The following is a 22,453-nucleotide window of genomic DNA, read 5'->3' on the forward strand; positions in this document are numbered from 1 at the left end:
GGCGGAGACCCGCCCCGGGAACGCTGCGGCGACCCGGGCGGCGACCGGGTCCATCGGCGCCAGCGTCGGGCGGAGTCGCTCGGCGGCGCGCGCCAGCCCCACCGCATAGCGTCGCGGCCAGTCCGGCCCCCACGACACGAGGTCGGACGGGCGCGCCGCGACGCAATACCCGCCGTTCACGGCGCCGGACCCGCCGAGGGTGCGGCCGCGCGGGAGCTCGAGAACCGTGTCCCCGAGCCGGGCGCGATGCCGGGTGACCACGGGTGAGTCCGGCCCCACGTCGAGCAGCCCCGCGCGCGGCGAGGCGACGTGGTCGCCGGCCTCGAGCAGGACCACGTCCGCACCGGCCTCGGCCAGCCGGCGGGCCATCACGCACCCGGCCGGGCCGGCCCCCACCACCACGACGTCGGCTCTCACCGCGTGAACTCCGGACGGAGGGCACCGAGCGAGCGGGCGTCCCAGGCCGAGCGCCACACGCCGACCCCGTAGGCGATGTCGTCGAGGCGGCGCAGCACCACGTGGCCGAGGGGCTCGTCGACCGGCAGCGAACCCGGCTCGCGCGCCGACCACCAATGCCACAGTCCGTCCACCACCGCGGCCGCCAGAAGCCGGCGACGCAGGCCCTGCGCCACGCGGGAGCCGGACGGGGCTGCGACGAGGAGTACCGCGGCCGTGACCGGCCAGTACGGGCGCAGAAGAGCCTCGGGCAACTGCCGGACCGAGGCGGCTGACCCGCGCGCGATGAGCCGGGCGGCGGCGCGGCCGTCATCGGTGAGACCGCGTGTGCGCCACCAGGCCCGGCCCGCCGCGCCGGCCGCGAGCACCACTCCCGCCGGCGTCGCGCTCCACACCCCGAGAGCCAGGGTGAGCGACCACGACGAGGCCACCGCGGGTGCCACCGCCGGGCCGTGTCGGTCCTCGAGCAGCGCTGCGCCGCGGCCGTAATACGCGCGTCGGGCCAGCAGCGGGGCGAGCGTCGTGCGGTGGCGGTGGGCGACGTGGGCCGCCGGCTCGTACCGCACGCGCCCACCCGCGGCGTCGGTGCGCCAACACAGATCCACGTCCTCGGCCACGTGCAGCCGCTCGTCGAACGGCCCCTGACCGCCCCCTCCCGGCGGCGGCGGGAGCCTGTCGGGGCGCACCGCGAGCGCCGCACTGGGCACGTACGGCACCCGCGTGCGCGGCCGGACCCGCGCCGGGTCGGTGCCCATGTCCAGCGCCGATCGCGCGGTCTCGTAACCACGCATCCAGAACCGGCCGGGTTCGGCCGCGATGATGCGCGGAGCGACCGCGGCGACCAGCGGGTCGTCGAGGTGCGCGAGCAGGACGTCGAGCCAACCGGGCCGGGGCAGGACGTCGGCGTCGAGATAGACCACGACCCGCGCGCCGGCCTCCACCGCGGCGGCCGTCCCGGCGTTGCGGGCGGCGGCGGGCCCCCGCGAGCGGTCGTGGCGCAGGACCACCGCCGCGGGCCCGGGCGGGCACGCCGGTGCGGTCAGTGGGAGGGCGGAGCCGTCGTCGACGACGACGAGACGCATCCCCCGGGCCAGCTCCGGACCGAGGGCTTTCGCCAGGGCGGCGACCCCGGCGGCGTCGTCGCGGACCGGCACCACCACCGCCACGTCGTCCAGGGCGCGGGCCGTGCCGGTGCGGCCGATGTGAGCAGCGCCGCGCTGAGCAGCGTCGCGCTGTGCAGAGCCGTTCACGGCCGAGCCGTCGACCAGAGGGTGGGCCATCCCCCGATCCGTGAGGGCCCTGGCCAGCGCGGCTCCGGCCGGGGTGACGGTATCGATCACCCCGCGGCGATCCAGGAGCGCGGCGGCCGTCGGCGAGAGCGTGACCAGGGTGACCGGGTCCCCACCCAGGATCCGCACGGTCTGCCCACGGCGCAGGACGCTGGTCCGACGGTCGAGCCGGACCGGGGCGGGGCCGGCGTACGCGGGGCTCGCAGACCCGGCGGGCCGGGTCATCGGAGCATCCCGTCCGCCTGTCCGGGCTGCCAGGCGTCGAGTCTGCGGCGGGCGTCAGCCACGAGTAGGCCCCACAGGCGACGCCCCTCTACGTCCGTTGCGCCGGTGGGATCGCCAAGGACCCCGTTGCTGCTCACCGCGGCCACCCCGCCGTCGCGCATCGCCGGGAGGATCTGCGGCAGCGGATCGGTGCAGCCGGGCTCGACGAGCTCGCCACGGACCAGGCCCGGGTGAAGGTGCAGCATGAGTGAGGTCTCCGCGTGGCCGGCGTGGGTGTCCGCGGGATCCTCGGAGGTGCGGCAGGACAGCCAGGCCGCGTCGCGCCCCTCGTATCGAAGGCGGGCGACCGCCCGGCGCAGCGCCTCGACGTTTCCGCCGTGACCGTTGACCACGAGCAGCCGATCCGCCCAGGTGGACACCGACCGTCCGAGTTCCAGCACCGCCTCGGCGAGCGCGTCGGTCCCGAGTGACACGGTCGCCGGAAAGGACTGGTGCTCCCCGCTCGCCCCGTAGGCGAGGGCGGGGAGCACCATGACCTCGACGCCGGTACCGACACCGAACCCGGCACCGGCATCCGCGCCACCGCCCGCGGATTCTCCGAGCACCCGGGCGGCCGCGGTCGCCAGAAGGGTGTCGGTCTCGGGCGGCAGGTGCGGTCCGTGCTGCTCGGTGGCGCCGACAGGGAGTACGGCGAGCACCTGTCGGCCGGCCGATGTGGCGGCACCGGACGCACCCGTCATGTCGGCTCAGACCTTGATCGCGCCCATGTCGACGGTGAAGGTCGAGGCGGTGATGGTGCGCGAGGCGTCCGAGGCGAGGAACATGACCGAGTCCGAGATGTCGTCGGTCGTCGCCATCCCCATGCCGAGGATCGGCGTGAAATGCGGCAGGAACTGGGGCTGATCGTTGAACACCGCGTGCGCGTCCGGGTCGTCGGCCCCCATCGGGGTGAGCACGCCGTACGGGTGGATCGTGTTGACCCTGATGTTGTGCTCGCCGAGCTCCTTGGCGGCGGTCTGGGCCAGTCCCACCACGCCGTGCTTGGACGCCGAGTAGGGCGACTGCACCGGCATCGCCTTGAGGCCGGCGACCGAGCTGACCAGGACGATCGACCCGCCGTTACCGGCCTCGAGCATGTGCGGGATCGACGCCTTGAGGGTCTTCCAGTACCCCGTCAGGTTGATGTCGATCGTGTCGTTCCACTGCTGCTCGTCGATTTCCCAGACCTTGCCCCAGTTGCAGATTCCGGCGTTGGCGATCACGACGTCCAGGCGGCCGCCGAAGCGCTCGACGCCCCGGGTGACGAGATCCTGCTGGAACGCCAGGTCACGGACGTCGCCGATCTCCGTGAAGATCTCGCCACCCTCCGCCTCGACCCGCTCGATGGTCGTGGCGAGGTCGTCCTTGTTCGCGGTGGGGTACTTGACGTACTCCGACGGTACGTCGCACAGGTCCATGCCGATGATCTTGGCGCCCTCGCGGGCGAAGCGGATGGCGTGCTTGCGGCCCTGGCCGCGGGCGACACCGGTGATGTAGACGACCTTGCCGTCGAAGTCTCCCATTGAGGGGTTGTCCTTTTCTCTACAGTTGTTGCGAACAGGGCTGGCGGAATGCCGCCATCAGGCGCCGAGGCGCCGCACGAAGTCGTCCGGAATGTGGTAGTCGTCGCGACTGAGCTCCGAGATGGACGACTTGCTCAGCCCGATGAGGCTGGAGTCCAGGCCCGACCGCATGATGTCGAGCACGTTCTCGACACCCGCCTGACCGTTGGCGCCCAGGCCCCAGAGGTAGGCGCGGCCGATCATCACGGCACGAGCACCGAGGGCGAGGGCCTTTGCGACGTCGGATCCTCGGCGGATGCCGCCGTCGAGCAGGACCTCGACATGGTCGCCGACCTCGTCGACGATCGGCGCGAGGCAGCGGATCGACGCCGGCGTGGCGTCGAGATTGTTGCCGCCGTGGTTCGAGACCGAGATCGCCTTCACACCGGCGTCGACAGCGCGCTTGGCGTCGTCGACGCGGGTGATGCCTTTGAGCATGACCGGGCCGTCGTAGTTGTCCACGACCCAGGCGATGTCGTCCCACGTCGCGGGCGGGGTGCCCATCCACTCGCCGTAGGCGCCGAAGAAGGTCGGCCCCATCTCGCCCTGGTTGACCAGGTTCGGGGTGGTCAGGTCCGGGAACCGCTTGTTGGTGATCACGTCGCGCGCCCACTCCATGGCCCACCGCGGACTCACCGCGATCTCGGGCGCCATGGTGAGCATGGCCTTGGCGTCGAGCTTCTCGGGGATCGCCGGGCTGCCCCAGTCACGGCCCATCGAGAACGACCAGTCGGTGGTGAGGATGACGCCCGCGGCGCCTGCCGCCTTCGCACGCTCGAGGCGCTCGAGGACCCTCTCCTTGCCGCCGAGCCAGTACACCTGGAAGAAGGTCTGCGGGTTCGCCGCGATGACCTCCTCGATGGGCTTGGACGCGAACGAACTCAGGCCCATCGCGGTGCCGCGGGCGGCCGCGGCACGGGCGACGTCGACCTCCCCGTCGGGGGTCACGGCCTGGACACCGGTCGGCGAGATCATCACCGGCAGGCTGATCGGCTGCCCCATGACGGTGGTCGCCATGTCGCGGTCCTGCTTCGCGCCGATCACGTGCGGCTTGGGCTCGAGCTCGCTGAACGCGTCCATGTTGTCGCGCAGCGTCACCCCGGCCTCACTGCCGCCGACGAGCGCCATGTACACGCTCTTGGGGAGCTTCTTCTTGGCGCGCTGCTGGGCCACGGCCACGGATTCGAACCAGGGGTTCTGCCGCCAGGGGTTGGCCTCGGCGATCTTGGACAGGCGGGACACGGGCGTGCCTCCTTCTCTGGGATTGTCGGAAGTTCAGGGGGCCGGCGCGCCCCGGAACACCCCACCGCCGCCGGGTGAGGCCCGGGGCGGCGGGGCGCGTCAGTGCTGGTGCGGCCTAGATCGGGGACTCGTCACACAGGCTGGTCGGCCTGCGCGGCGGCGTGGTGACCAGGGTCAGCGGGACCGGGCCCGTGGGCTGCTTCCGGGCCGCGAGCCCCATCGGCCGGGTGTGGTCCTGGGACGGCGCGGGTATGTTGCGCTCGGCGGCGAGCAGCCCCTCGCCGTAGCCCTGGACACACTCCGGGTCGGGCCCGTCCATGGGCAGCCCGGTGAAGAACTTGGCGGCCATGCAGCCGCCACGGCAGCTGTCGTAGAAGTCGCAGGCCGAGCAGGCCCCGGCGGACTGTGGCTCGCGCAGCTCCCGGAACAGCTCGGAGGTCTGCCACACGGTCTCGAAGCCGCCGTCCGACACCACGTTGCCGGCGAGGAACTGCTCGTGGATGGCGAACGGGCACGCGTACACGTCACCGATCGGGTCGATGAGGCAGACCACGCGGCCGGCGCCACACAGGTTGAGGCCGGGCAGCGAGCCCTGGCCGTCGCCGAACGCCGACAGGTGGAAGAAGCTGTCGCCGGTGAGGACGTTCTCGCCGTGGGCGACGAGCCAGTCGTACAGCTCGCGCTGCTGTTCCGGAAGCGGATGCAGGTCATCCCACACGTCGGCGCCGCGACCGGACGGACGCAGCCGGGTGATCCGCAGGGTCGCGTCGTACTTGTCGGCCAGTGCCTTGAACTCGTCGAGCTGGGAGACGTTCTCGCGGGTCACCACGACCGAGATCTTGGAGTCGCGGAAGCCCGCGTCCTTGAGGTTCTGCAGCGCGCGGCAGGCCATGTCGAACGAGCCCGGCCCACGGACGGCGTCGTTGACCTCGGCGGTCGCACCGTCGATCGAGATCTGCACGTCGACGTAGTCGCTCGCGGCCAGGCGGCGGGCCACCTCCTCGTCGATGCGCACACCGTTGGTGGAGAACTTGACGCCCACCTGGTGGCTGGTCGCGTAGTCGACGAGTTCCCAGAAGTCGGGGCGGACGGTCGGCTCACCGCCGCCGATATTGACGTAGAAGACCTGCATCTTCTGCAGCTCGTCGATGATCGCCTTGCACTGCTCGGTGCTCAGTTCGCGCGGGTCGCGGCGACCGGACGAACTGAGGCAGTGCACGCAGGCGAGGTTGCAGGCGTAGGTGAGTTCCCAGGTGAGGCAGATGGGGGCGTCGAGTCCGCGCTCGAACTGGTCGACCAGGCGGCCGACGGGAGCTGGGCTTGCGGGACGGTCGAGCATGCTGGTCATGAGGTCTCCTCGATCATGCGCGAGGCGGCGAGCTGGCCGAGCGCGTGCAGATACAGCCGCGCGGTACCCGGATCATCGATCTGCACCCCGGCGGCAGCGCAGGCCGCGCGCGCGGAGGGGTGATCGGCAAGGGTGCGGACCACCTCGACGATGGTCGGCGACTTGAGAAAGCTGAGCTTGCGGGTGTGGAAGTGGTAGAGCAGGGCCCCGAACGGCTCGGGCCGAAGCGCCACCCCGGGGTGCAGGCGCCAGCCGGCGTCGAGATCGAACGCCGCCGGGGCGGCTCCCTGTTCGGCGCCGGCCGGCGCTGCTGCGGAGGTCATCTCAGTAGACCCCGCACATGCCGTCGATGGAGACCTCCTCGATGAGGGCCTCCTCCAGCACTACCTCGGTGTTCTGCGTGTTCTCCATTGCGTGTCCTCTCGTCTGCGCATGGGGATGTCTCACCACAACCTGGTGAGATCTGCATCATATTGGCACTTGGTGCCACTTGCAACGGTTTCTGTTTTAAACTCCTCCCATGGAGCCGCAGGAGAGGGTCGAGGGGCGCACCCCGGGCCGCCGCCCGTCGACCACGCGCGCCTCGATCGTCGAGGTCGCGCTCGAGCTCTTCGCCCGCTGCGGGTACGAGTCCACGAGCGTCGACCAGATCGCGGAGGCCGCGCACATCTCGCGCCGGACACTGTTCCGCTACTTCCCGGGCAAGGCGGCGATCGCCTGGGGCGAGTTCGGTGAGCAGATCCACCTGATGCTCGACTACCTCGACGCGGTGCCCGAGTCCACCCCCCTTCGCGACGCGCTCGCCGACGCCCTCGTCGCGTTCAACACGTTCCCCGACTCGCAGACCGAGGTGCACCGCGTCCGCATGCGTCTCCTGCTCACCGTCGACGAGCTCCGGGCGCATTCGGCGCTCGTCTACGCGGACTGGCGGCGGGCGGTCGCAGGCTTCGTGGCCGACCGCCGCGGCGAGTCGGTCGACGACCTGATCCCGGCCGCCACCGCCCACGCCGCGCTGGGGATCGCCCTGTCGGCGTATCGACTGTGGATCGACGAACCGGGCGCGGACCAGGACCACCTGCACGATCTGCTGCGCGCGGGCACCCAGATCCTGGGCTGACGCGGCCCGGTCCGGTCCGAATTCTCGCCCGCGTCGGCACCTCGCCGGAGATGTGGACCACTGGCCGGGTCGACGCGCGAGTCAGGACGGGGATTCGGCCTAGGCACAGAACTTACTGACGGGTAACCTCGTCGTCGTGACCAACAGCTCCCCCGCCTCCGCCGTCAGCGCCGCCGCGAACACCGCCACCTACAGGCTGTGGCAGCAGGCCAATCGTCTCCCCTTCGGCTCCCGCCTGTTCACGGCCGCGGTGAGCCTCAAGGCGCCCTACTTCCGCACCGCCCTGCCGCACGTCACCGAGATGCGCCCCGGGCGCTGTGTCGTACGCGGGCCGGGCTGGTGGGGCAACCGCAACCACATCGGCACATTCCACGTGATCGCGGCGTGCAACCTCGCCGAGTTCGCCATGGGCATGCTCGCCGAGGCCACCGTGCCCACCACGCACCGCTGGATCCCCGTGGGCATGAACGTGCGCTACCCCGCCAAGTCGACAGGCGGCATGACGGTGACCGCCGAGTGGGAGCAGATCCCCGACTTCGGGTCGATCACCTCCGGCGAGGACATCGAGGTGCCACTGACGTTCGTCGACGACGCCGGCGTGGAGCCGGTGGTCGGCAGCATCACGATCCGCGTATCCCCCAAGAAGAAGCGCTGATCGGCGCAGCCTCACGACCACCGGCCGGTGTCCGCATAGCGGGCGCCGGCCGTTGTCGTCGTCGGCACAGTCGTCTGCACAGTCGTCTGCGCAGCAACCGTCGCGGATACAGGCACCGCCTCGACAATCACTTTCCGTTGCGGAAACGGAAATGAAGCCCTAGTCTTTCCATTATGGAAAGCGACACCGGCCCCCGCCCCGACTACGACCCCCGCGACGCCCTGGCCGACGTGGCAGCGACCCGCAGCTCCGTCGCCGACCGGCTGATCGCCCCGTGGTGGTACCACCCGGCGCTCGGCATGATCCTCGCCGCGCTCGTACTGGTGGGGGCACTCGACCTGCACAATGCCGTCCGGATCCCCGTCGCCGTGGCGTGCGCCGCGGCGATCGGCCTGCTGGTCTCCGCCTATCAGCGTGTGACGGGGCTGTGGGTGGACATCCGGAACCTCGGCCCCGTCTCCTTGCGCTGGTGGTTCGCATACCTGGTGATGGTCGTCGTGGTGGTCGGCATCTCGCTGGTGCCGTCCTTCACCGACCGCGGCCTGCCCGGGTGGACGACCGCGCTTCTCGTCGTGGTGATCCTCGTCGGGACCATCGTGCTGGGCCGCAGGATGGACGCGGCGATGCGCGCTGAGATCCGCTCCGGCGCGGCCACCGCGCCCGAGGCGCGCCGATGAGGGACCGCCGGCCGACCCCGCGATTCGACGAGACCATTCACGCCCCGCACCGACTGCGGATCTGCGCGTTGCTCGCACCCGTGGAATCGATGGAGTTCGGGACGGTCCGTGACGAGCTCGGCGTGGCCGACTCGGTGCTGTCCAAGCAGTTCAAGGCCCTGACCGACGCCGGGTTCGCCACCACCTCGAAGGCCCGGGGCGACACCGGTCGTCAGCGGACATGGCTGTCGTTGACCCGGGACGGCCGGCGCGCGTTCGCCGATCATCTCGAGGCGCTGCGTGAACTGGCCGCGGCCGCGGAGGGCATGCCGGGCGGCGAGTAATCGCCCGCCGCAGCGGGGGCCCGCCCGGCGGAAGTCGGCCGTGGCAGAAAAAAGCCGTGGCGGCGAGATCAGTCGCGGGTGCGGGCGTCGAACGCCTTGATGGCGATCGGGGCGATGATCACCGTCAGGCCGACGATCCAGATCAGGGACGCCGCGAGCGGGTGCTGCAGCGGGAGCGCCGCGTCCGGCCCGACGGCAGGGGCGTTACCCCACAGCTGGCGCATCGCCTGCACCACCGAGGACAGCGGGTTCCACTCCGCGAACGCGCGGAGCCACGTCGGCATCGACTCCGGCGGCGCGAACGTGTTGGCCAGGAACGTGATGGGGAACGTCGTGGTGAACATGACGCCGTTGACCGCCTCGATCGTCTTGAGCCGCGAGCCCACCACGATGCCGATCCAGATCATCACGAAGCCGAAACCCACCAACACGAGGTAGCCCAGCAACGCGTCGATGATCCCCGTGTGGATCCGCCACCCCACGAGCAGGCCGGTCAACGACATGACCACAACGCCGATCGACGAGTGGATGAGACTGGAGGCACTGCGCGCAATGAGGATCGAGGAGCGCTGGATCGGCAACGTGCGGAAGCGGTCGATGATCCCCTTGTTCAGGTCGTTGCACAGGCCCGAGGCCACGATGAACGATGAGAACGCCATGGTCTGCGCCATGATCCCGGGTAGCAACCACTCGCGGTAGTCGCCGCTCGAGACCGCGATCGCGCCGCCGAAGACGAACGCGAACAGCAGCACGAACATCACCGGCTGGATGGTGACGTCCGCCAGGTTCTCCGGCTGCCGACGGATATGGAAGAGGTTGCGGCGCACCAGCGCCGATACCTGGCGCCCGAACGAGGGCCCGTCCGGGCGGGCCGGGACGCTGAACGCCCTGGGTGCGGACGCGTCCGCGGTGGGGTCTACTACGGTGCTCATGCCCGCTGCTCCTGTTCGGTGGTCTCGTCCCGGCCGTCGCCGACGTTCGACGCGTCAGCCTCGGGCTCCTCGGCCCTGCGGCCGGTCAGGGAGAGGAAGACGTCGTCGAGGCTCGGGCGTTGCAGTCCGATGTCGTCGAGTTCGATGCCGGCCTCGGAGAACGCGGAGGCGATGCCCGCCAGTGCCGACACCCCCTCTGACGGCGCGGTGATCCGGCGCGAGTCATGGTCGACGTGGTACTCCTCGATTCGTCCGGCGAGCACCCGTGCCGCGCCGTCCACGTCCTCGGGCCGGGACACGGTGATCACCAGGCTCGCGGCACCCGATCGGTCCTTGAGCTGCAGTGGCGTCCCTTCCGCGATGACCTTGCCGTGGTCGATCACGATCACGTTGTCCGCCAACTGGTCCGCCTCGTCGAGGTACTGCGTGGTGAGCAGCAGCGTCGTGCCGTCCCGCACCAGATCCCGCAGGACGTCCCACAGCTCGTTGCGCGACCGCGGGTCCAGACCGGTGGTCGGCTCGTCGAGGAACAGCACCGGCGGCGCCGCCACGAGGCTGGCGGCGAGATCGAGCCGGCGGCGCATCCCACCGGAGTAGCTCTTGGCCACCTTGGTGGCGGCGTCGGTGAGTGAGAACTTGTCGAGCAGCTCGTCCGCGCGGGCCTTGACCGACTTCTTCGGCAGTCCGTACAGGTCCCCGATGAGACGGAGATTCTCTCGCCCGGTCAGCAGCTCGTCGACGGTTGCGGACTGCGCCGTGAGCCCCATGGCCCTGCGGACCTCGGCGGGCCGGCGGAGGACGTCGTACCCGGCCACACGGGCGGTCCCCGACGTGGGCGGGCTCAGCGTGGTCATCATGCGGATGGTCGTGGTCTTACCGGACCCGTTCGGGCCGAGCAGACCCAGCACCGATCCGGTGGGGACGGAGAAGGAGATGCCGTCGACCGCGGTGAAATCGCCGAACCTCTTCACGAGGTTCTCGGCTTCGATAGCGGGCGCTGACGGGGTCGCGCGGGCGGCGGGCGCTGGGGTGGTCACCAGAAAAGAGTGGACCCCGCCCGTCGCGCAGTCAATAACTCCCCAGGTTGATGAGGACACGATCTGTCACCAGTCTGACTCCGCGCGGCACGCCGCCACCACAGGGCCGGAGCGCCTCGCGGAGAACGACCCGGGGTCTGCCAGGGCGGCTCTAGGCTCGGGTACATGCCCCGCATCACCATGACCTCCGTCCACGTCGATGACCAGGAACGCGCACTTCGCTTCTACACGGACGTGCTCGGGTTCACCGTCAAGTACGACATCCCGGCCGGCGAGTACCGCTGGCTGACCGTCGTGGACCCCGGCGCCCCGGACGGCACGCAGCTACTACTCGAGCCCGACCAGCATCCCGCGGCGAGCGCCTACACCTCCGCGCTCCACACCGACGGCATCCCCGCCGCGCAATTCGAGGTCGACGACATCGAGCGGGTGCACACCGAGCTGAAGGAGCGCGGCGCCCGGATCGTGCAGCCCCCCACCGAGATGGGGCCGGTGTGGACGATGATCGTGGACGACACCTGCGGCAATCTCATCCAGTTGGCTACCGCTCCCGACATGTAGGAACCTGTTCCCGTTTGTGGTGGTGGAGCACGCTCCGCGTATCGTGAAGTGTCCACCGAGCGACACCACTCGAGCAAAGGATGACACCGGTACCGATGAGCCCCATGTCGACCATCCCGCCGACGATCGCCCGTTCGTGGCTGCTCCTGCCGGCCGACAAGTCCGAACGCTTCGACGCCGCCGTACAGTCCGAGATGGACGTCGTGGTCCTGGACGTGGAGGACGGCTGCCGCCAGTCGGAGAAGGAGCGCGCCCGTCGCGAGGTCCGGCAGTGGCTCGAGGCCGGCAACCACGCCTGGATCCGGATCAACGACGTCCGCTCCCCCGAGTGGGAGAAGGACCTCATGGCGCTGGGCCACTGCCCCGGGCTGGACGGCGTGATGCTGGCCAAGACCGAGAACCCCGAGCACGTCGCTCTCACGGCCGCCCGGCTGGCGCCGGACACCCCGATCGTGGCCCTGGTCGAATCGGCGGACGGTCTTGCCCAGGCCGCGGAGATCGCGGCGTCCGAGCAGGTCGTCCGGCTGGCGTTCGGGGTGGGCGACTTCCGCCGCGACACCGGCATCGGCTCGTCGCAGATCGCGCTGGCCTACACCCGTTCGCAGTTCGTGGTGGCCAGCCGGATCGCGCGCGTGGCCCCGCCGATCGACGGTCCGACCATCTCCAATGACACGCGGGTTCTCATGGACGCTGCCGAGCACGCCGTCGAGATGGGCATGACCGGCAAGTTGTGCCTGCGGGTGGACCAGGCCCCCTACATCAACGAGGTGCTGGCGCCGTCGGCGGCCGACGTCTCGTGGGCCGAGTCCGTGATCGACGAGCTGGGCCCCGGCGGCGAGCGCTGCCGCGACGGCTCGGACCTGCCGCGGCTGGCCCGGGCGCAGAAGATCTCGCGCCTGGCCCAGGCGTTCGCCGGCAGCCGCTGAGCCCCAAATCCGCCGACCCGATCACCCGCCGCGCAGGGCGGTCGCGCCCCCGCATCGACGGATCGGTCGCGATTCGTGGGATCGTCGTCGTGACCGGAAGGATCCCGTCGCGATCCGGCAGGTGGCCTCTCGGCCGATGCCTGCCGGATCGCGACCGATCCCGATCCGGCCGACGCTCCGGCTTCGCCGTCAGCGCGGGCTCTCGCCGGTGACCAGCGGCAGTTCCGGGTTCCCGGCCCATGCGGTCATCGAGCCGTCGTAGATCGCGACATCATCGCGGCCCGCGAGCGCGAGCGCGTGGGCCACGCCCGTCGCCGCGATGCCGCCACCGCAGTAGGTGACGACGCGCTTGTCCGTGTCGAGCAGTCCGGCATTCTCGAACTCTGCGCGCAACTCCTCGACCGGCCGGAGGGCGCCGGTGGTCGGATCACGCAGGGTGAACACGGGAAGATTGATGCTGCCGGGGATGTGCCCCCGGCGCGCGTAGGTGTCGACCTCGCCGCGGTAGGTGGCCTCGTCGAGGACGTTGACCAGGACGGTCCCCTCGTCGTCGAGGTTCGCGGCGACCTCGTCGGTCGACCGGATCAGCCCGGGTCGCCGCGTCCCGGTGAAGGTGCGCGGCGTCGGTTCGGGGACCACGTCGGTGACCTCGAAGCCCGCGGCCTTCCACGCCGGGAGCCCGCCGTCCAGGACGGTCACCTGATCGAAGCCCTCGTAGCGCAGGTGCCACCAGAAACGGGTGGCCCAGAAGCCGTCGTGTTGGTCGTAGACGACGACCGTGGCACCGTCGCCGATCCCGAGGGCACCGGCCGCCGCGGCGAACCGCTCGTGGTCGGGTGCTGTCCAGGGCTCGGCGGCAGCGGGATCCGCGAAGTCGCCCAACAGGTCGGCGAAGAGCGCGCCGGGGATGTGCTCGGCGCGGTAGGTGTGTGCGCCGGACTCGGGTACGTAGGGGCCGTCGGTGGGGACGGGGAGATGGTTGGTGGCATCGACGACGACGAGGTTCTCGTCGTGCAGATGGTCATGCAGCCACCGGGGGCTCACGCTGAGCGGAGTCATCGGATGTCCTTTCTCGAGAGGGATGACCCCACCATAGACAGATCTGTCTGTTCTCGGCATCGGCGCAGGCCCTCTCGGGGGCGGCGGGCTCGGCGCGGGGGCCCGTGGCGTCCGCTTGATAGCGGCAACACAACGGGGGACGGGCCCCTCACGCCGACCCGCTGGGCACCGGCGTGAGGGGCCCGTGGCGGGGCGTGCGCCGGTTCAGCCCCAGCCCCGCGCGACGAGACGGTCGGCGTCGGCCATCCCCTGGTTGCCCTGATTCGCCGCCTGCGAGATCTCGGCGAGCATCGCCTGCAGCGCGGCCGCCGCCTGGTCCCAGTCCTTCTGGTGCATCTGATAGGCCACGGCGGCGTCACCTTCCCACTCGGCCACGAGCGGAGCGAGGTACTGCTTGAGGTCGTCCAGGGTGCCACGCAGCTGGACGGAGGCCTGCGATACCTGCCCCACCAGCGCGTCGATCGAGCCGTGGTTGTAGGTGATCTGTCCTGAGGTCATGTCGGTTCTCCCCGTTCGAAGGTGTGGGTGGATCAGAATTTCAGCGGGCCGTCGGCGCCGGCCCGGGAGATCAGCTGAGCGGAATCCTGGTCCGCGGCGTCGAATGACGAGCTGTTGACCCGCATCGTCTCCGAGATGCCCTCGAGGGCCCGGTTGAGCTTGGCGCTCTGCTGCTGCCACTCGGACATGATCTGGGTGAACCGGGCCTGGGCGGCGCCTCGCCAGACACCGCCGCCCAGCTGGGACACGGAATCCCGGACGTTGCCGAGCAACCGGTTGATCTCCATGCTGACCTCATCGACCCTCTTGGCCGCGGTGTCCATGGTCCCGATATGCGTATTGAAACCGGTCATGTGTGCCTCCCCTGTAGTCGTGCGGATGCCTCTTGGGCCCGTCACAGTGTTCGACGCACCCGGGTGCCCGGCCGGTTCCACCTGATCGAAGAAACCTGGCCCGGTCTGGTCAACAGGCCGCGTAGAGTCGCGAGGCCGCTTCCGCCGGGGCGATCGGGGGCACCACGAACGACAGCAACCTGGCCCGGTCACAGGCGTCGACGACCCGCTCGGCGAGCCGCCCGCGGGCCAACACCTCGGTGGATCCGGTCCCGGCCTCGCGACGCCTCCGCCGCACGTCGGCGATCGCGTCGAGGATCCGCCGCACCTCGTCGTCGACGAGTCCGTCCAGGGCCAGGTCCCGGCGATGAACCACCGCCCGGTCGACGAGGGTGAGCCCCGCGCGGGTGCGCTCGACCAGTCCCACCGTCGTGCGGGTCCGGCAGGTCTCCACACAGACGGCCCAGCGGGAGGACGACGACGACAAGGCCTCCGCCATGGCCAGCGCCGACCTGACCACGCGCGCCTCGACTCCCAGATCGCGGACAGCTGCCGTGAGCCGGCTCGTCCGGCTGATCCCCCAGTCGCTGGGTGCCAGGATCACGACGTCCTCCCCCGCGTCGCCCGACCACCGCAACGCCCGGGCGACGGGGGCGGCCAGCAGCTCCGCCACGGGGACGGACAGGCCGGCCACGTCGACCCGACTTCGGTGCACGGTCCGGGCCGGGTCGGCGAGACAGCGATCCGGGAACCGTGCGGCCGCCGCCTCCGACCTCTCCGAGCACTCGATTCGGTCGCCGCCCGGTGGCAACGAGGACCCGTCCATCGCGGCCAGGACGGATACCGGTGCGACGACCGGGTCCAACACCACTGACGCCGCAGCCGAGGCGACCGCCAGTCCGGAGCAGGACAGGTCCACCGCGAGCACCGAACCTGCGCCCCGGCCCGCTCCGGCCACCGAGCCGGTCGCGGTGGCCGCCGCGGTTCCCGGCGCCGAGCCGGTCATGCGGTCGGCCCCGGCTTCGCCAGCGCGGTCTGCACGAGGCGCGCACCGCCGTCGCGGGTGACGAACCTTCCGCGTCCGGCGGGTAGCGGGCCCGGGCGGACGCCGCCCAGCAGCGGTCCCTCCTCACGGCTACCCGACATGATGAGTCCGGCGCCGCCGAGGTCTCGGATCCGGCTGACGAACGGGTCGTACATCGTGCGCGAGGCTCCCGCGGACCGACGCGCGAGTATCACGGACAGTCCGATGTCCCGTGCGTGCGGAAGGAATCGGGCCAGCGGCTGCAACGGGTTTCCGGCACCGGTGATCACCAGATCGAGATCGTCGACGAGCAGGGTGATCCGCGGGCCGCTCCACCAGGACCTCGACCGCAGCTCCTCCGGCGTCACGTCCGGACCCGGCATGCGCTCGTCGAGGATGCGCTCGAGATGCTCGACCATCGGCACGAACGCGCTCTCGGTCGCGGCGTAGCCCGCCAGGTGTGTGTCGTCGAACTCCCCCAGCATGGAACGCCGGTAGTCCGCCACGATGAGCTTGGCGTGGGCGGGATCGTTCCCGGCGACGAGCCCCCGGGCCAGCGACCGGAGCACAGATGTCTTGCCGCATTCTGAATCACCGAACACCAGCATCAGCGGATCGGCTTCGAGGTCGGCGTAGGCCACCGTGAGGTCGGACTCGTCGAGACCGAGCGGCAGTCGGGTGCGGCCACCGTCCGGCCCGGGGCGGGCCAGGCTCGCCACCTGCTCGTAGGGCAGGACCTCGGGAAGCATACGCACCGGCGCCGCGCCAACGTCCCCGACCCGCCCGCGCCATCGCGCCGCCAGGTGCCGCGCGGCGTCAGCGGTGGCGTCGGCGATGCCGCCGGGGTCGATATGTCCGTCAAGCCTGGGCTGGTAGACCAGCATGTGCTCGCGATCGCGGGTCAGCCCGCGGCCCGGTGCCACCGGCACGCCCATCGCCGCCCGCCGGTCGATCATCGAATCGGTGGGGTCACCCAGCCGCAACTCGACCCGAGTACCGAGGGCGTCACGCAGTGCCGGCCGCAGATCGGCCCAGCGTGCGGCGGACAGGACGACGTGGATCCCGTACGACAGTCCGTCCGCGGCCAGGCCGAGCACCACCTGCTCGAGGTCCTCGTGCTCGGTGCGCAACGCCTGCCACCCGTCGACGACGAGTAGCACGTCCGGGAACTCCGCGACCGGCCTTCCGTCCCGATCGACCGTGCGACGACGAGCCTGCTCGACCGAGGTGACGCCCGACTCGCGGAACGCGGTCTCCCGGCGGCGCCGCTCGGCGTCGACCTCGGCGACCGTGCGACGGATCCGCTCCTCGTCACCTCGCTGGGCCACGCCGCCGACGTGCGGCAGCGGCGCGACCGACCGGAGTAGCCCGCCGCCCAGGTCCACGATGTAGACCGAAAGCCGGTCGGGCTCGGACGTGGCCGCGGCGGACAACACGAGGGTGCACAGGGTCGTCGACTTCCCGGCGCGCGTCCCGCCCACCACGGCCACGTTGCCGTCGGCACCCGACAGGTCCACCGACCAGGTGGCGCGACGTTGCTCGAACGGCAGATCCACCACGGCGAGCGGGAACCGCAGCGCCGTCGGCCCGCCCCCCGGGCCCGCCTGTCCGGCGCCCGTGGGCTCGGCGCCCACCGCCACGTCGAGTGGCGCCCCCTCGCCCAGCGGGGGCAACCACACCTCGTGGGCCGGCCGACCATGCCCGGTGAGCCTTCCGACCAGCACGTCGAGCAGGCTCGCCGAGTCGTCCTCTGCCGGCGTGGGCGGGGCGAGAGCGACGTCGTCGACCGGCGGCAGTACCGGCGCCGGCACGGGCATGTACCACGAGGTGAAGGGCCGCACGGTCGCCCGGGCGGCCGGTGTCGCGACGGACGAGCCGTCCAGTCGCCGGTCCTGCCGGTACGGTCCGGAGACGTAGGCCGCGTCGAACCGCACGGGGTCGCCGGCGTCCACCTTGAGGTAGCCGGCACCCGGGGTCGCGGGCAGGTGATAGGCGTCGGTCACCCCCAGCACGGTGCGTGACTCCGTGGCCGAGAACGTCTTGAGGGCGATGCGATACGAGAGGTGACTGTCGAGCCCGCGCAACCGCCCCTCCTCGAGTCGCTGCGAGGCCAGCAGCAGGTGGATGTGCAGGCTTCGACCCAGTCGGCCGATCGTCAGGAAGAGTTCGGCGAACTCCGGCTTCGAGGAGAGCAACTCGGTGAACTCGTCCACGACGATCACCAGGGCGGGCAGCGGGTCGAGCGCGGCACCCCTGGCGCGGGCGGCCTCGTACTCGCCGACGTTCGCGTAGTTCCCCGCCGCGCGCAGCATCTCCTGCCGACGGGTGAGCTCGCCCTCGAGCGCGTCACGCATCCGGTCGACCATCGTGATCTCGGCCTGCAGATTGGTGATCACCGCGGCCACGTGGGCCAGCGGCTCCAGCCCCAGGAAGGTGGCGCCGCCCTTGAAATCCACCAGGACGAGGTTGAGCGCATCCGGGTCGTGCGTGGCCACCAGCCCCAGGACGAGCGTGCGCAGGAACTCGGATTTCCCGGATCCGGTGGCACCGATACACAGCCCGTGCGGCCCCATGCCACCGTGCGCGGCCTCCTTGAGGTCGAGTTCGACCGGCGCCCCGTCGGGGCTGACCCCCACCGGGACGCGCAGGCGGTCGCGCTCACCGCGACGTCGCCAGGCGACCGCCGGGTCGACCAGTGTGGCCACCCCGATCCCGAGCAGGTCCGGCAGTCCGGGTGCGCGCCGGGTGGTGGAGCCGTCGGCATGGGTGACCGTGTCCGCGGGGCGGTACCGGGACAGCGCCATGGCGAGCCGTTCCGCTTCCGGAAGGCTCATCGCGTCGACCCGGGCGATGTCCTCGTCGCCGCTGTCGGTGCCGATGCGGGCGACGCCGTCGTCGTCGACCCGCAGACACAGGCCGCGGCGCAGGGCGAGGTCGCGCAACTGTCCCGCGCGGCTGCCCGAGACCTCGATGACGGTGACGCCGTCGAGTCCGTCCTCGGCGAGGATCCGCTCGGCGCCGGTCACCCCGACGCCGTCGACGACGAGCACGAGGTGTGCCCGCCCCGGCACCTGTACCGCACTCGGCGAGAACGTCGGACGTTCGGCGATCTCGGAGCCGAGCATGGACTCCACCCCGGCCAGCGAGAACTCGGTGAGACGGACCCGCCCGCCGCCGTCGGTGTAGACCGGATGCTCGTGGTGGGGAAGCCATTTGAGCCATTCCCACGCCCGCCGGGCCTCCCCCTCGCTCGCGGCCACCGCGACCCGCACCCTGCCCGGGCCGTGGGACAGGACGAGCCCCGCGAGCATCGCGCGGACCGCCGAACGCACGGTGGCGACCTCTCCGTCCAGCGAGAGTGCCGCGAACGCCCGCAACTCGAGCGCCACCGGCAGGTCATCGACCACTGAATGGACCCGGACGAAGCGCCGCATGCTCACTACGGAGACCGGCTCCAGGTCGTCGACCGGCCCGGTGTCGGGCACCCTGAGCGGCGTGGCGAGCGACTGCCGCCCGGGGCCGACGCGGAGCGTGAGGTCGTCGGGGTCGTCGTCGTCCCTCTCCCACATGCGGGCGGTTCCCACCATCGCCGGCAGCTCGACCGGATCCGGGTGGCGCCACAGGGCGGCCGCCCGCTGCGCCGCGGCGGTCCCGCGCACCGTGTCACGGGTCTGGCCCAGGTAGCGCAGATAGTCCTTGCGCAGCTCGTCGGTCTCGGCGGTCTTGCCGCCGCCACCGAGGGTGCCGGCGAGCATGCCCACCGCCGAGACCGCCATCATCACGGGGAACAGCAGGAACATGGGATTGCGCATCATTCCGGTGCGCATCATCACCACGACCATGCCCACCACGGCCACCACCAGGACGATGGGCAGCACTATCTGGATGAGCGGGCGCGGGGTGGGGCGCGGCAGGTCCGGCGGCGCCTGCAGGGACACCTCCCCCTGCGGCACCGGCGGCGCGGAGACTTTCCCGGCGCGCGTGAACACCACGTCCCCCATGACCCGACCCCCTCGCAAGCTGCAGACCGGCGGGCGCCACGAGTTGACGCCCCCACGAACGACCCCGGACGCCGACAATGATCCGCGTATCGAACGGCGATGTTAGGGCAGTACACGTCCTGACGGGTCACCTACCAGCGAGGTCGGGCACGGCCGACCAGGGTGGGTGCACGGAGTGGGAGGTCCGACAGTGACAGGACAGGGCGAGGTCCGTGAGGTCGCCGCGGGCGTCGAACCGCTGGATCAGCGGCGTGTGTCGATCGTGTGCCGGTCCACGCGCGTCGACGTGAGTCTGCCGGCCCACCTCGAGCTGGTCTCGGTGATCCCGGAGGTCGTGGACCTGGTGCGCGACCACGTCCGTGTCGCCGCGGGGCCCGGCTCCGGCGTGGACGCCGACGCGCGGATGGGTGGCGGCACCGGTGGGTCCTGGCAACTCTCCCGCCTGGCCGGAGGTCCACTGGCCGTATCCGAGACGCTTGCGCAACAGCGCGTGCACGACGGCGAGATCCTCGTGCTGGACCACCGCCCGGTGCCCACGCCGGCGCCGTTGTTCGACGACGTGCTGCAGGGATTGACCGAGCCCGACGTCGCCAGGTCCCCGGTCTGGGACCGCCGGGATGCGGTGTTGACCGCCACCGCCACGGCAGGGGTCGCCGCCGTGGCCGCCGCCCTTGCCCTCGGGGTCCAGTGGTCGGCGCGCGGTGGGCTGCTCACGTCACTGATCTCGCTGGTGCTGGCGTTGCTCGGCCTGGCCGCGGTGATCGCCCTGCGCCGTACCCCCGCGCCGGGCCCCGCGCACGCGGTCGCGGGGTCGGTCGTCGTGGGTTTCACGGTCCTCGCCGCCGGGACCACGGGGCCCCCGCCCGCCGGGCCCGGCACACTCCTGGGCGCGTGTACCGCCGGCGCGGTCGTGGCCACTGTTCTGCGCTGCACCGTGTTCCGCCCGACAACCGGGACCTACGGGATGGCGGCCGGTTACCTCGCCGCGGCGATCGCGCTGGACGTCGGCGCGGTCGGGGCGCTGGTCGTCGCGGTGACCGGGGTCCCGGCCGGCTTCGTCGGGGCCGGGGCGGTGCTCGTCGGACTCCTGCTGCTCACCGCCGCTCCGCGACTCGCCGTGTCCGCCGCACGCATCCCGATCCCGCCCGTGCCGGCACCCGGCGAGGAGGTCGCGGACGGCGATCTGGAGGAGATCGACCACGACCTCCACGCCCGGACAGCCGATGCCCGTCGGCCACAGGGGCAGCTCCCGACGCCCGAGGCGCTGCGGCACCGGTTCCTCACCTCCCGCTCCTGGCTGACCGGACTGCTGCTCGCGGCCGCGACCGTGTGCACGTCCGGCGCGCTGACCGCCCTGTCCGGGGCCGCGGCGAGCCGCTGGGCGGCACCGCTCGCCCTGGTGCTCATCGTGATCCTCGTCCTGCGCGGACTCGGTTATTCCGATCGCGTCCACACCACGGTGCTGCTCGCGGCGGCGTTGGTGCTCGCCACGGGGGTCCTGGTGGGCGCCTCGCTGTCCTTGGCGTCACCGGTCGGGGTGGTGGTGCCCGCCGCGGTCGCCGTGGCGGTCGCCGTCGTGGTGGCGGCCTCGGTCCTGCCCCACGTCGACCCCTCCCCTGCCACCCTGCGTGCGGTGGGGGTCGTCGAGGCGATCGCGATCTGCCTGGTGGTGCCGCTGGCGGTGGGCGCGATGGACGTCTACTCACTCGTGCGCCAGCGATGAGACCTGCCCTGGCACCCGCCGCCGGGCTCTCCGCCGGCGCCGGGGTCGCGCTGGCGATCCTCGTCGCGCAGCTCAGCACACCCGCGTTCGCGTCGGCGGTGGAGCCACCGACCGTCGACGGCCCGGTGCCCCGGGCGACCGGCCTCGCGTCAGGGCCGGTTCGCCAGGACGGGCCGTGTCGCACCACCGCGGCGGTGCTCTCTCCGTCGTCGCCGCCGGCCGCGGCCACGGCCGCCGAGCTACGCGACGCGTGGATCCACGGGCGCGGTGAGGGGCAGGTCGTCGCCGTGATCGACACCGGCGTCAACCCGGGCCCGCGCCTGCCCAGGGTGCGCGGGGCCGGGGACGTGGTGCCCGGCCGGAACGGGACCGAGGACTGCGACGCCCACGGGACCCTCGTCGCGGGCGTCCTCGCGGCCGCCGAGGACGAGACGGGGCACTCGGGAATCGCGCCGGGCGTCGAGATCGTCTCGATCCGCCAGTCCAGCAGTATCCTGCGCGCCGACTCGCGGGCGGCCGAACGGGAGGGCGACCCCGGCAGTGGCGACGGGGGCGGCGCGGACGGGGCGCCCGTCGGAACCGGCGGCGGGGTGGGGACACTGACGACGCTCGCGACGTCGATCCGGTTGGCGGTGGACGCGGGGGCCGACGTCATCAACATCTCCGAGGTCGCCTGTGTGCCCGCCGGCACGGTGCTCGCGGACGACCACCTCGGCGGCGCCATCCGCTACGCGGCGGTGGACCACGACGTGGTGGTGGTCGCGGCCGCCGGCAACGTCGGCGACACCTGTGGCGACCAGAACCCGGCCGGACCCGACGCGTCCGTCCCGGGTGACGAGGGCTGGGCCGACGTCCGGACCATCGCCTCGCCCGCCTGGTACGACGACCACGTGCTGACGGTCGGCGGCGTGGATCCGGCCGGGCGTCCCACCGACTTCTCGCTGCGCGGGCCCTGGGTCGACGTCGCCGCCCCGGCCGTGGGCCTACGGTCAGTGGGCGCCGACGGCGCCGGTGTCTCCGACCTGGTCGTGGGCGGCGACGGTGCACGGACGCCCATCAGCGGGACCAGCTTCGCCGCTCCCTTCGTCGCGGGCACCGCCGCCCTGGTCCGGCAGGCCCACCCCTGGCTGACGGCCCGGCAGGTGATCGAGCGGATCGAGAACACCACCATCGCCGCGGCCGGCGGGCACGACCACGCCATCGGCCACGGTGTGGTGGATCCGGTGGCGGCCGTGACCGGAGTCCGCAGGCCCGGAACCCGACGCCCCGCGCCGGCGAGCACCACCCTGGCGGCGCCGTCCCCCGAGCCGGGCCCACCAGGGGCCGGGAACGGGGCCCTCGTGGCCGCGGGGGCGTTGGCGCTGGGGGCGGCGGCGCTCGTCGTCGTGGTCCTGCTCCGACCCCGGGACGACTCGCGCTGACCCGCC

The 22,453-nt window shown here is 71.8% G+C and carries 23 protein-coding genes; 8 read left to right on the forward strand and 15 right to left on the reverse strand.

Translation table 11 applies throughout. The annotated features are described in order from the left end of the window. The 8 genes from K3888_RS00005 to mftA form a co-directional block, all read right to left on the reverse strand. The coding region (locus K3888_RS00005; protein WP_230928184.1) for an NAD(P)-binding protein at positions 1–417 on the reverse strand (417 nt) is incomplete at its 3' end. Then, positions 414–1,970: a mycofactocin biosynthesis glycosyltransferase MftF gene (gene mftF / locus K3888_RS00010; RefSeq protein WP_230928185.1), complete on the reverse strand. Its 1,557-nt coding sequence runs from the start codon at positions 1,968–1,970 to the stop codon at positions 414–416. The genes K3888_RS00005 and mftF, both read right to left, overlap by 4 nt. Continuing rightward, positions 1,967–2,710 carry a mycofactocin biosynthesis peptidyl-dipeptidase MftE gene (gene mftE, locus K3888_RS00015; protein ID WP_230928186.1) on the reverse strand — a complete coding sequence of 248 codons (744 nt, stop codon included), beginning with the start codon at positions 2,708–2,710 and terminating at the stop codon, positions 1,967–1,969. Before mftE ends, mftF begins: the two co-directional genes overlap by 4 nt. A gap of 6 nt (positions 2,711–2,716) precedes the next feature. Continuing rightward, positions 2,717–3,532 carry a mycofactocin-coupled SDR family oxidoreductase gene (locus K3888_RS00020; RefSeq protein WP_230928187.1) on the reverse strand — a complete coding sequence of 272 codons (816 nt, stop codon included), beginning with the start codon at positions 3,530–3,532 and terminating at the stop codon, positions 2,717–2,719. Positions 3,533–3,589: 57 nt separating this feature from the next. After that, a complete protein-coding gene (gene mftD / locus K3888_RS00025; RefSeq protein ID WP_230928188.1) occupies positions 3,590–4,813 on the reverse strand; it encodes a pre-mycofactocin synthase MftD in 1,224 nt (407 codons plus the stop codon). A gap of 115 nt (positions 4,814–4,928) precedes the next feature. Then, positions 4,929–6,161, reverse strand: a complete 1,233-nt coding sequence (mftC, locus tag K3888_RS00030; protein WP_230928189.1) for a mycofactocin radical SAM maturase — start codon at positions 6,159–6,161, stop codon at positions 4,929–4,931. Beyond that, positions 6,158–6,484, reverse strand: coding sequence for a mycofactocin biosynthesis chaperone MftB (mftB, locus tag K3888_RS00035; RefSeq protein ID WP_230928190.1), 327 nt, complete (start codon positions 6,482–6,484; stop codon positions 6,158–6,160). Before mftB ends, mftC begins: the two co-directional genes overlap by 4 nt. A 1-nt stretch (position 6,485) precedes the next feature. Continuing rightward, positions 6,486–6,572 (reverse strand): mycofactocin precursor MftA, encoded by an 87-nt coding sequence (gene mftA, locus K3888_RS00040; RefSeq protein ID WP_067716580.1) that lies wholly within the window; start codon positions 6,570–6,572, stop codon positions 6,486–6,488. Between the two features lie 109 nt (positions 6,573–6,681). Here mftA and K3888_RS00045 point away from each other — a divergent pair, with 109 nt between their 5' ends. The 4 genes from K3888_RS00045 (at position 6,682) to K3888_RS00060 (ending at position 8,933) form a co-directional block, all read left to right on the forward strand. Then, positions 6,682–7,278 (forward strand): acyl-CoA-like ligand-binding transcription factor, encoded by a 597-nt coding sequence (locus tag K3888_RS00045; protein ID WP_230928191.1) that lies wholly within the window; start codon positions 6,682–6,684, stop codon positions 7,276–7,278. A 136-nt stretch (positions 7,279–7,414) separates the two neighbouring features. After that, positions 7,415–7,933 carry a hotdog fold domain-containing protein gene (locus tag K3888_RS00050; RefSeq protein WP_230928192.1) on the forward strand — a complete coding sequence of 173 codons (519 nt, stop codon included), beginning with the start codon at positions 7,415–7,417 and terminating at the stop codon, positions 7,931–7,933. 173 nt (positions 7,934–8,106) lie between these two features. Further along, positions 8,107–8,610 carry a hypothetical protein gene (locus tag K3888_RS00055; RefSeq protein ID WP_230928193.1) on the forward strand — a complete coding sequence of 168 codons (504 nt, stop codon included), beginning with the start codon at positions 8,107–8,109 and terminating at the stop codon, positions 8,608–8,610. After that, the gene (locus tag K3888_RS00060; protein ID WP_230928194.1) at positions 8,607–8,933 is read left to right on the forward strand and encodes a transcriptional regulator; all 327 of its coding nucleotides are present in this window, start codon (positions 8,607–8,609) and stop codon (positions 8,931–8,933) included. The genes K3888_RS00055 and K3888_RS00060 overlap by 4 nt, the downstream gene beginning before the upstream one ends. A gap of 68 nt (positions 8,934–9,001) precedes the next feature. Here the strand turns inward: K3888_RS00060 and K3888_RS00065 are convergent, their stop codons facing one another. Next, the gene (locus tag K3888_RS00065; protein WP_230928195.1) at positions 9,002–9,865 is read right to left on the reverse strand and encodes an ABC transporter permease; all 864 of its coding nucleotides are present in this window, start codon (positions 9,863–9,865) and stop codon (positions 9,002–9,004) included. Then, positions 9,862–10,902 carry an ATP-binding cassette domain-containing protein gene (locus tag K3888_RS00070; protein WP_230928196.1) on the reverse strand — a complete coding sequence of 347 codons (1,041 nt, stop codon included), beginning with the start codon at positions 10,900–10,902 and terminating at the stop codon, positions 9,862–9,864. Before K3888_RS00070 ends, K3888_RS00065 begins: the two co-directional genes overlap by 4 nt. 165 nt (positions 10,903–11,067) lie before the next feature. Here K3888_RS00070 and K3888_RS00075 point away from each other — a divergent pair, with 165 nt between their 5' ends. Together K3888_RS00075 and K3888_RS00080 are read left to right on the forward strand one after the other, a co-directional pair. Next, positions 11,068–11,463 carry a VOC family protein gene (locus tag K3888_RS00075; RefSeq protein ID WP_230928197.1) on the forward strand — a complete coding sequence of 132 codons (396 nt, stop codon included), beginning with the start codon at positions 11,068–11,070 and terminating at the stop codon, positions 11,461–11,463. A gap of 104 nt (positions 11,464–11,567) precedes the next feature. Beyond that, positions 11,568–12,389: an HpcH/HpaI aldolase/citrate lyase family protein gene (locus tag K3888_RS00080; protein ID WP_230928648.1), complete on the forward strand. Its 822-nt coding sequence runs from the start codon at positions 11,568–11,570 to the stop codon at positions 12,387–12,389. A 189-nt stretch (positions 12,390–12,578) separates the two neighbouring features. On the opposite strand, the gene K3888_RS00085 is transcribed toward K3888_RS00080, so the two are convergent. The 5 genes from K3888_RS00085 to eccCa all read right to left on the reverse strand — a co-directional run bounded on the left by K3888_RS00085 (position 12,579) and on the right by eccCa (position 19,303). After that, on the reverse strand, positions 12,579–13,448 hold the full coding sequence (locus K3888_RS00085; RefSeq protein ID WP_230928198.1) for a sulfurtransferase: 870 nt from the start codon (positions 13,446–13,448) through the stop codon (positions 12,579–12,581). A 204-nt stretch (positions 13,449–13,652) separates the two neighbouring features. After that, a complete protein-coding gene (locus tag K3888_RS00090) occupies positions 13,653–13,946 on the reverse strand; it encodes a WXG100 family type VII secretion target (protein ID WP_230928199.1) in 294 nt (97 codons plus the stop codon). A gap of 32 nt (positions 13,947–13,978) precedes the next feature. Further along, the gene (locus K3888_RS00095; RefSeq protein WP_230928200.1) at positions 13,979–14,299 is read right to left on the reverse strand and encodes a WXG100 family type VII secretion target; all 321 of its coding nucleotides are present in this window, start codon (positions 14,297–14,299) and stop codon (positions 13,979–13,981) included. Between the two features lie 109 nt (positions 14,300–14,408). Further along, entirely contained in the window at positions 14,409–15,284 is an 876-nt protein-coding gene (locus K3888_RS00100; RefSeq protein WP_230928201.1) for a hypothetical protein, read from the reverse strand. Continuing rightward, on the reverse strand, positions 15,281–19,303 hold the full coding sequence (gene eccCa / locus K3888_RS00105) for a type VII secretion protein EccCa (protein WP_230928202.1): 4,023 nt from the start codon (positions 19,301–19,303) through the stop codon (positions 15,281–15,283). Before eccCa ends, K3888_RS00100 begins: the two co-directional genes overlap by 4 nt. 190 nt (positions 19,304–19,493) lie before the next feature. On the opposite strand from eccCa, the gene eccD reads away from it, so the two are divergent. Both eccD and mycP read left to right on the forward strand, forming a co-directional pair. Next, positions 19,494–21,026, forward strand: a complete 1,533-nt coding sequence (gene eccD / locus K3888_RS00110; RefSeq protein ID WP_230928203.1) for a type VII secretion integral membrane protein EccD — start codon at positions 19,494–19,496, stop codon at positions 21,024–21,026. Then, entirely contained in the window at positions 21,023–22,447 is a 1,425-nt protein-coding gene (gene mycP, locus K3888_RS00115; RefSeq protein ID WP_230928204.1) for a type VII secretion-associated serine protease mycosin, read from the forward strand. Before eccD ends, mycP begins: the two co-directional genes overlap by 4 nt. Positions 22,448–22,453: the final 6 nt, after the last annotated feature.

Source organism: Dietzia aurantiaca, from assembly GCF_021033825.1.
Lineage (GTDB): Bacteria > Actinomycetota > Actinomycetes > Mycobacteriales > Mycobacteriaceae > Dietzia > Dietzia aurantiaca.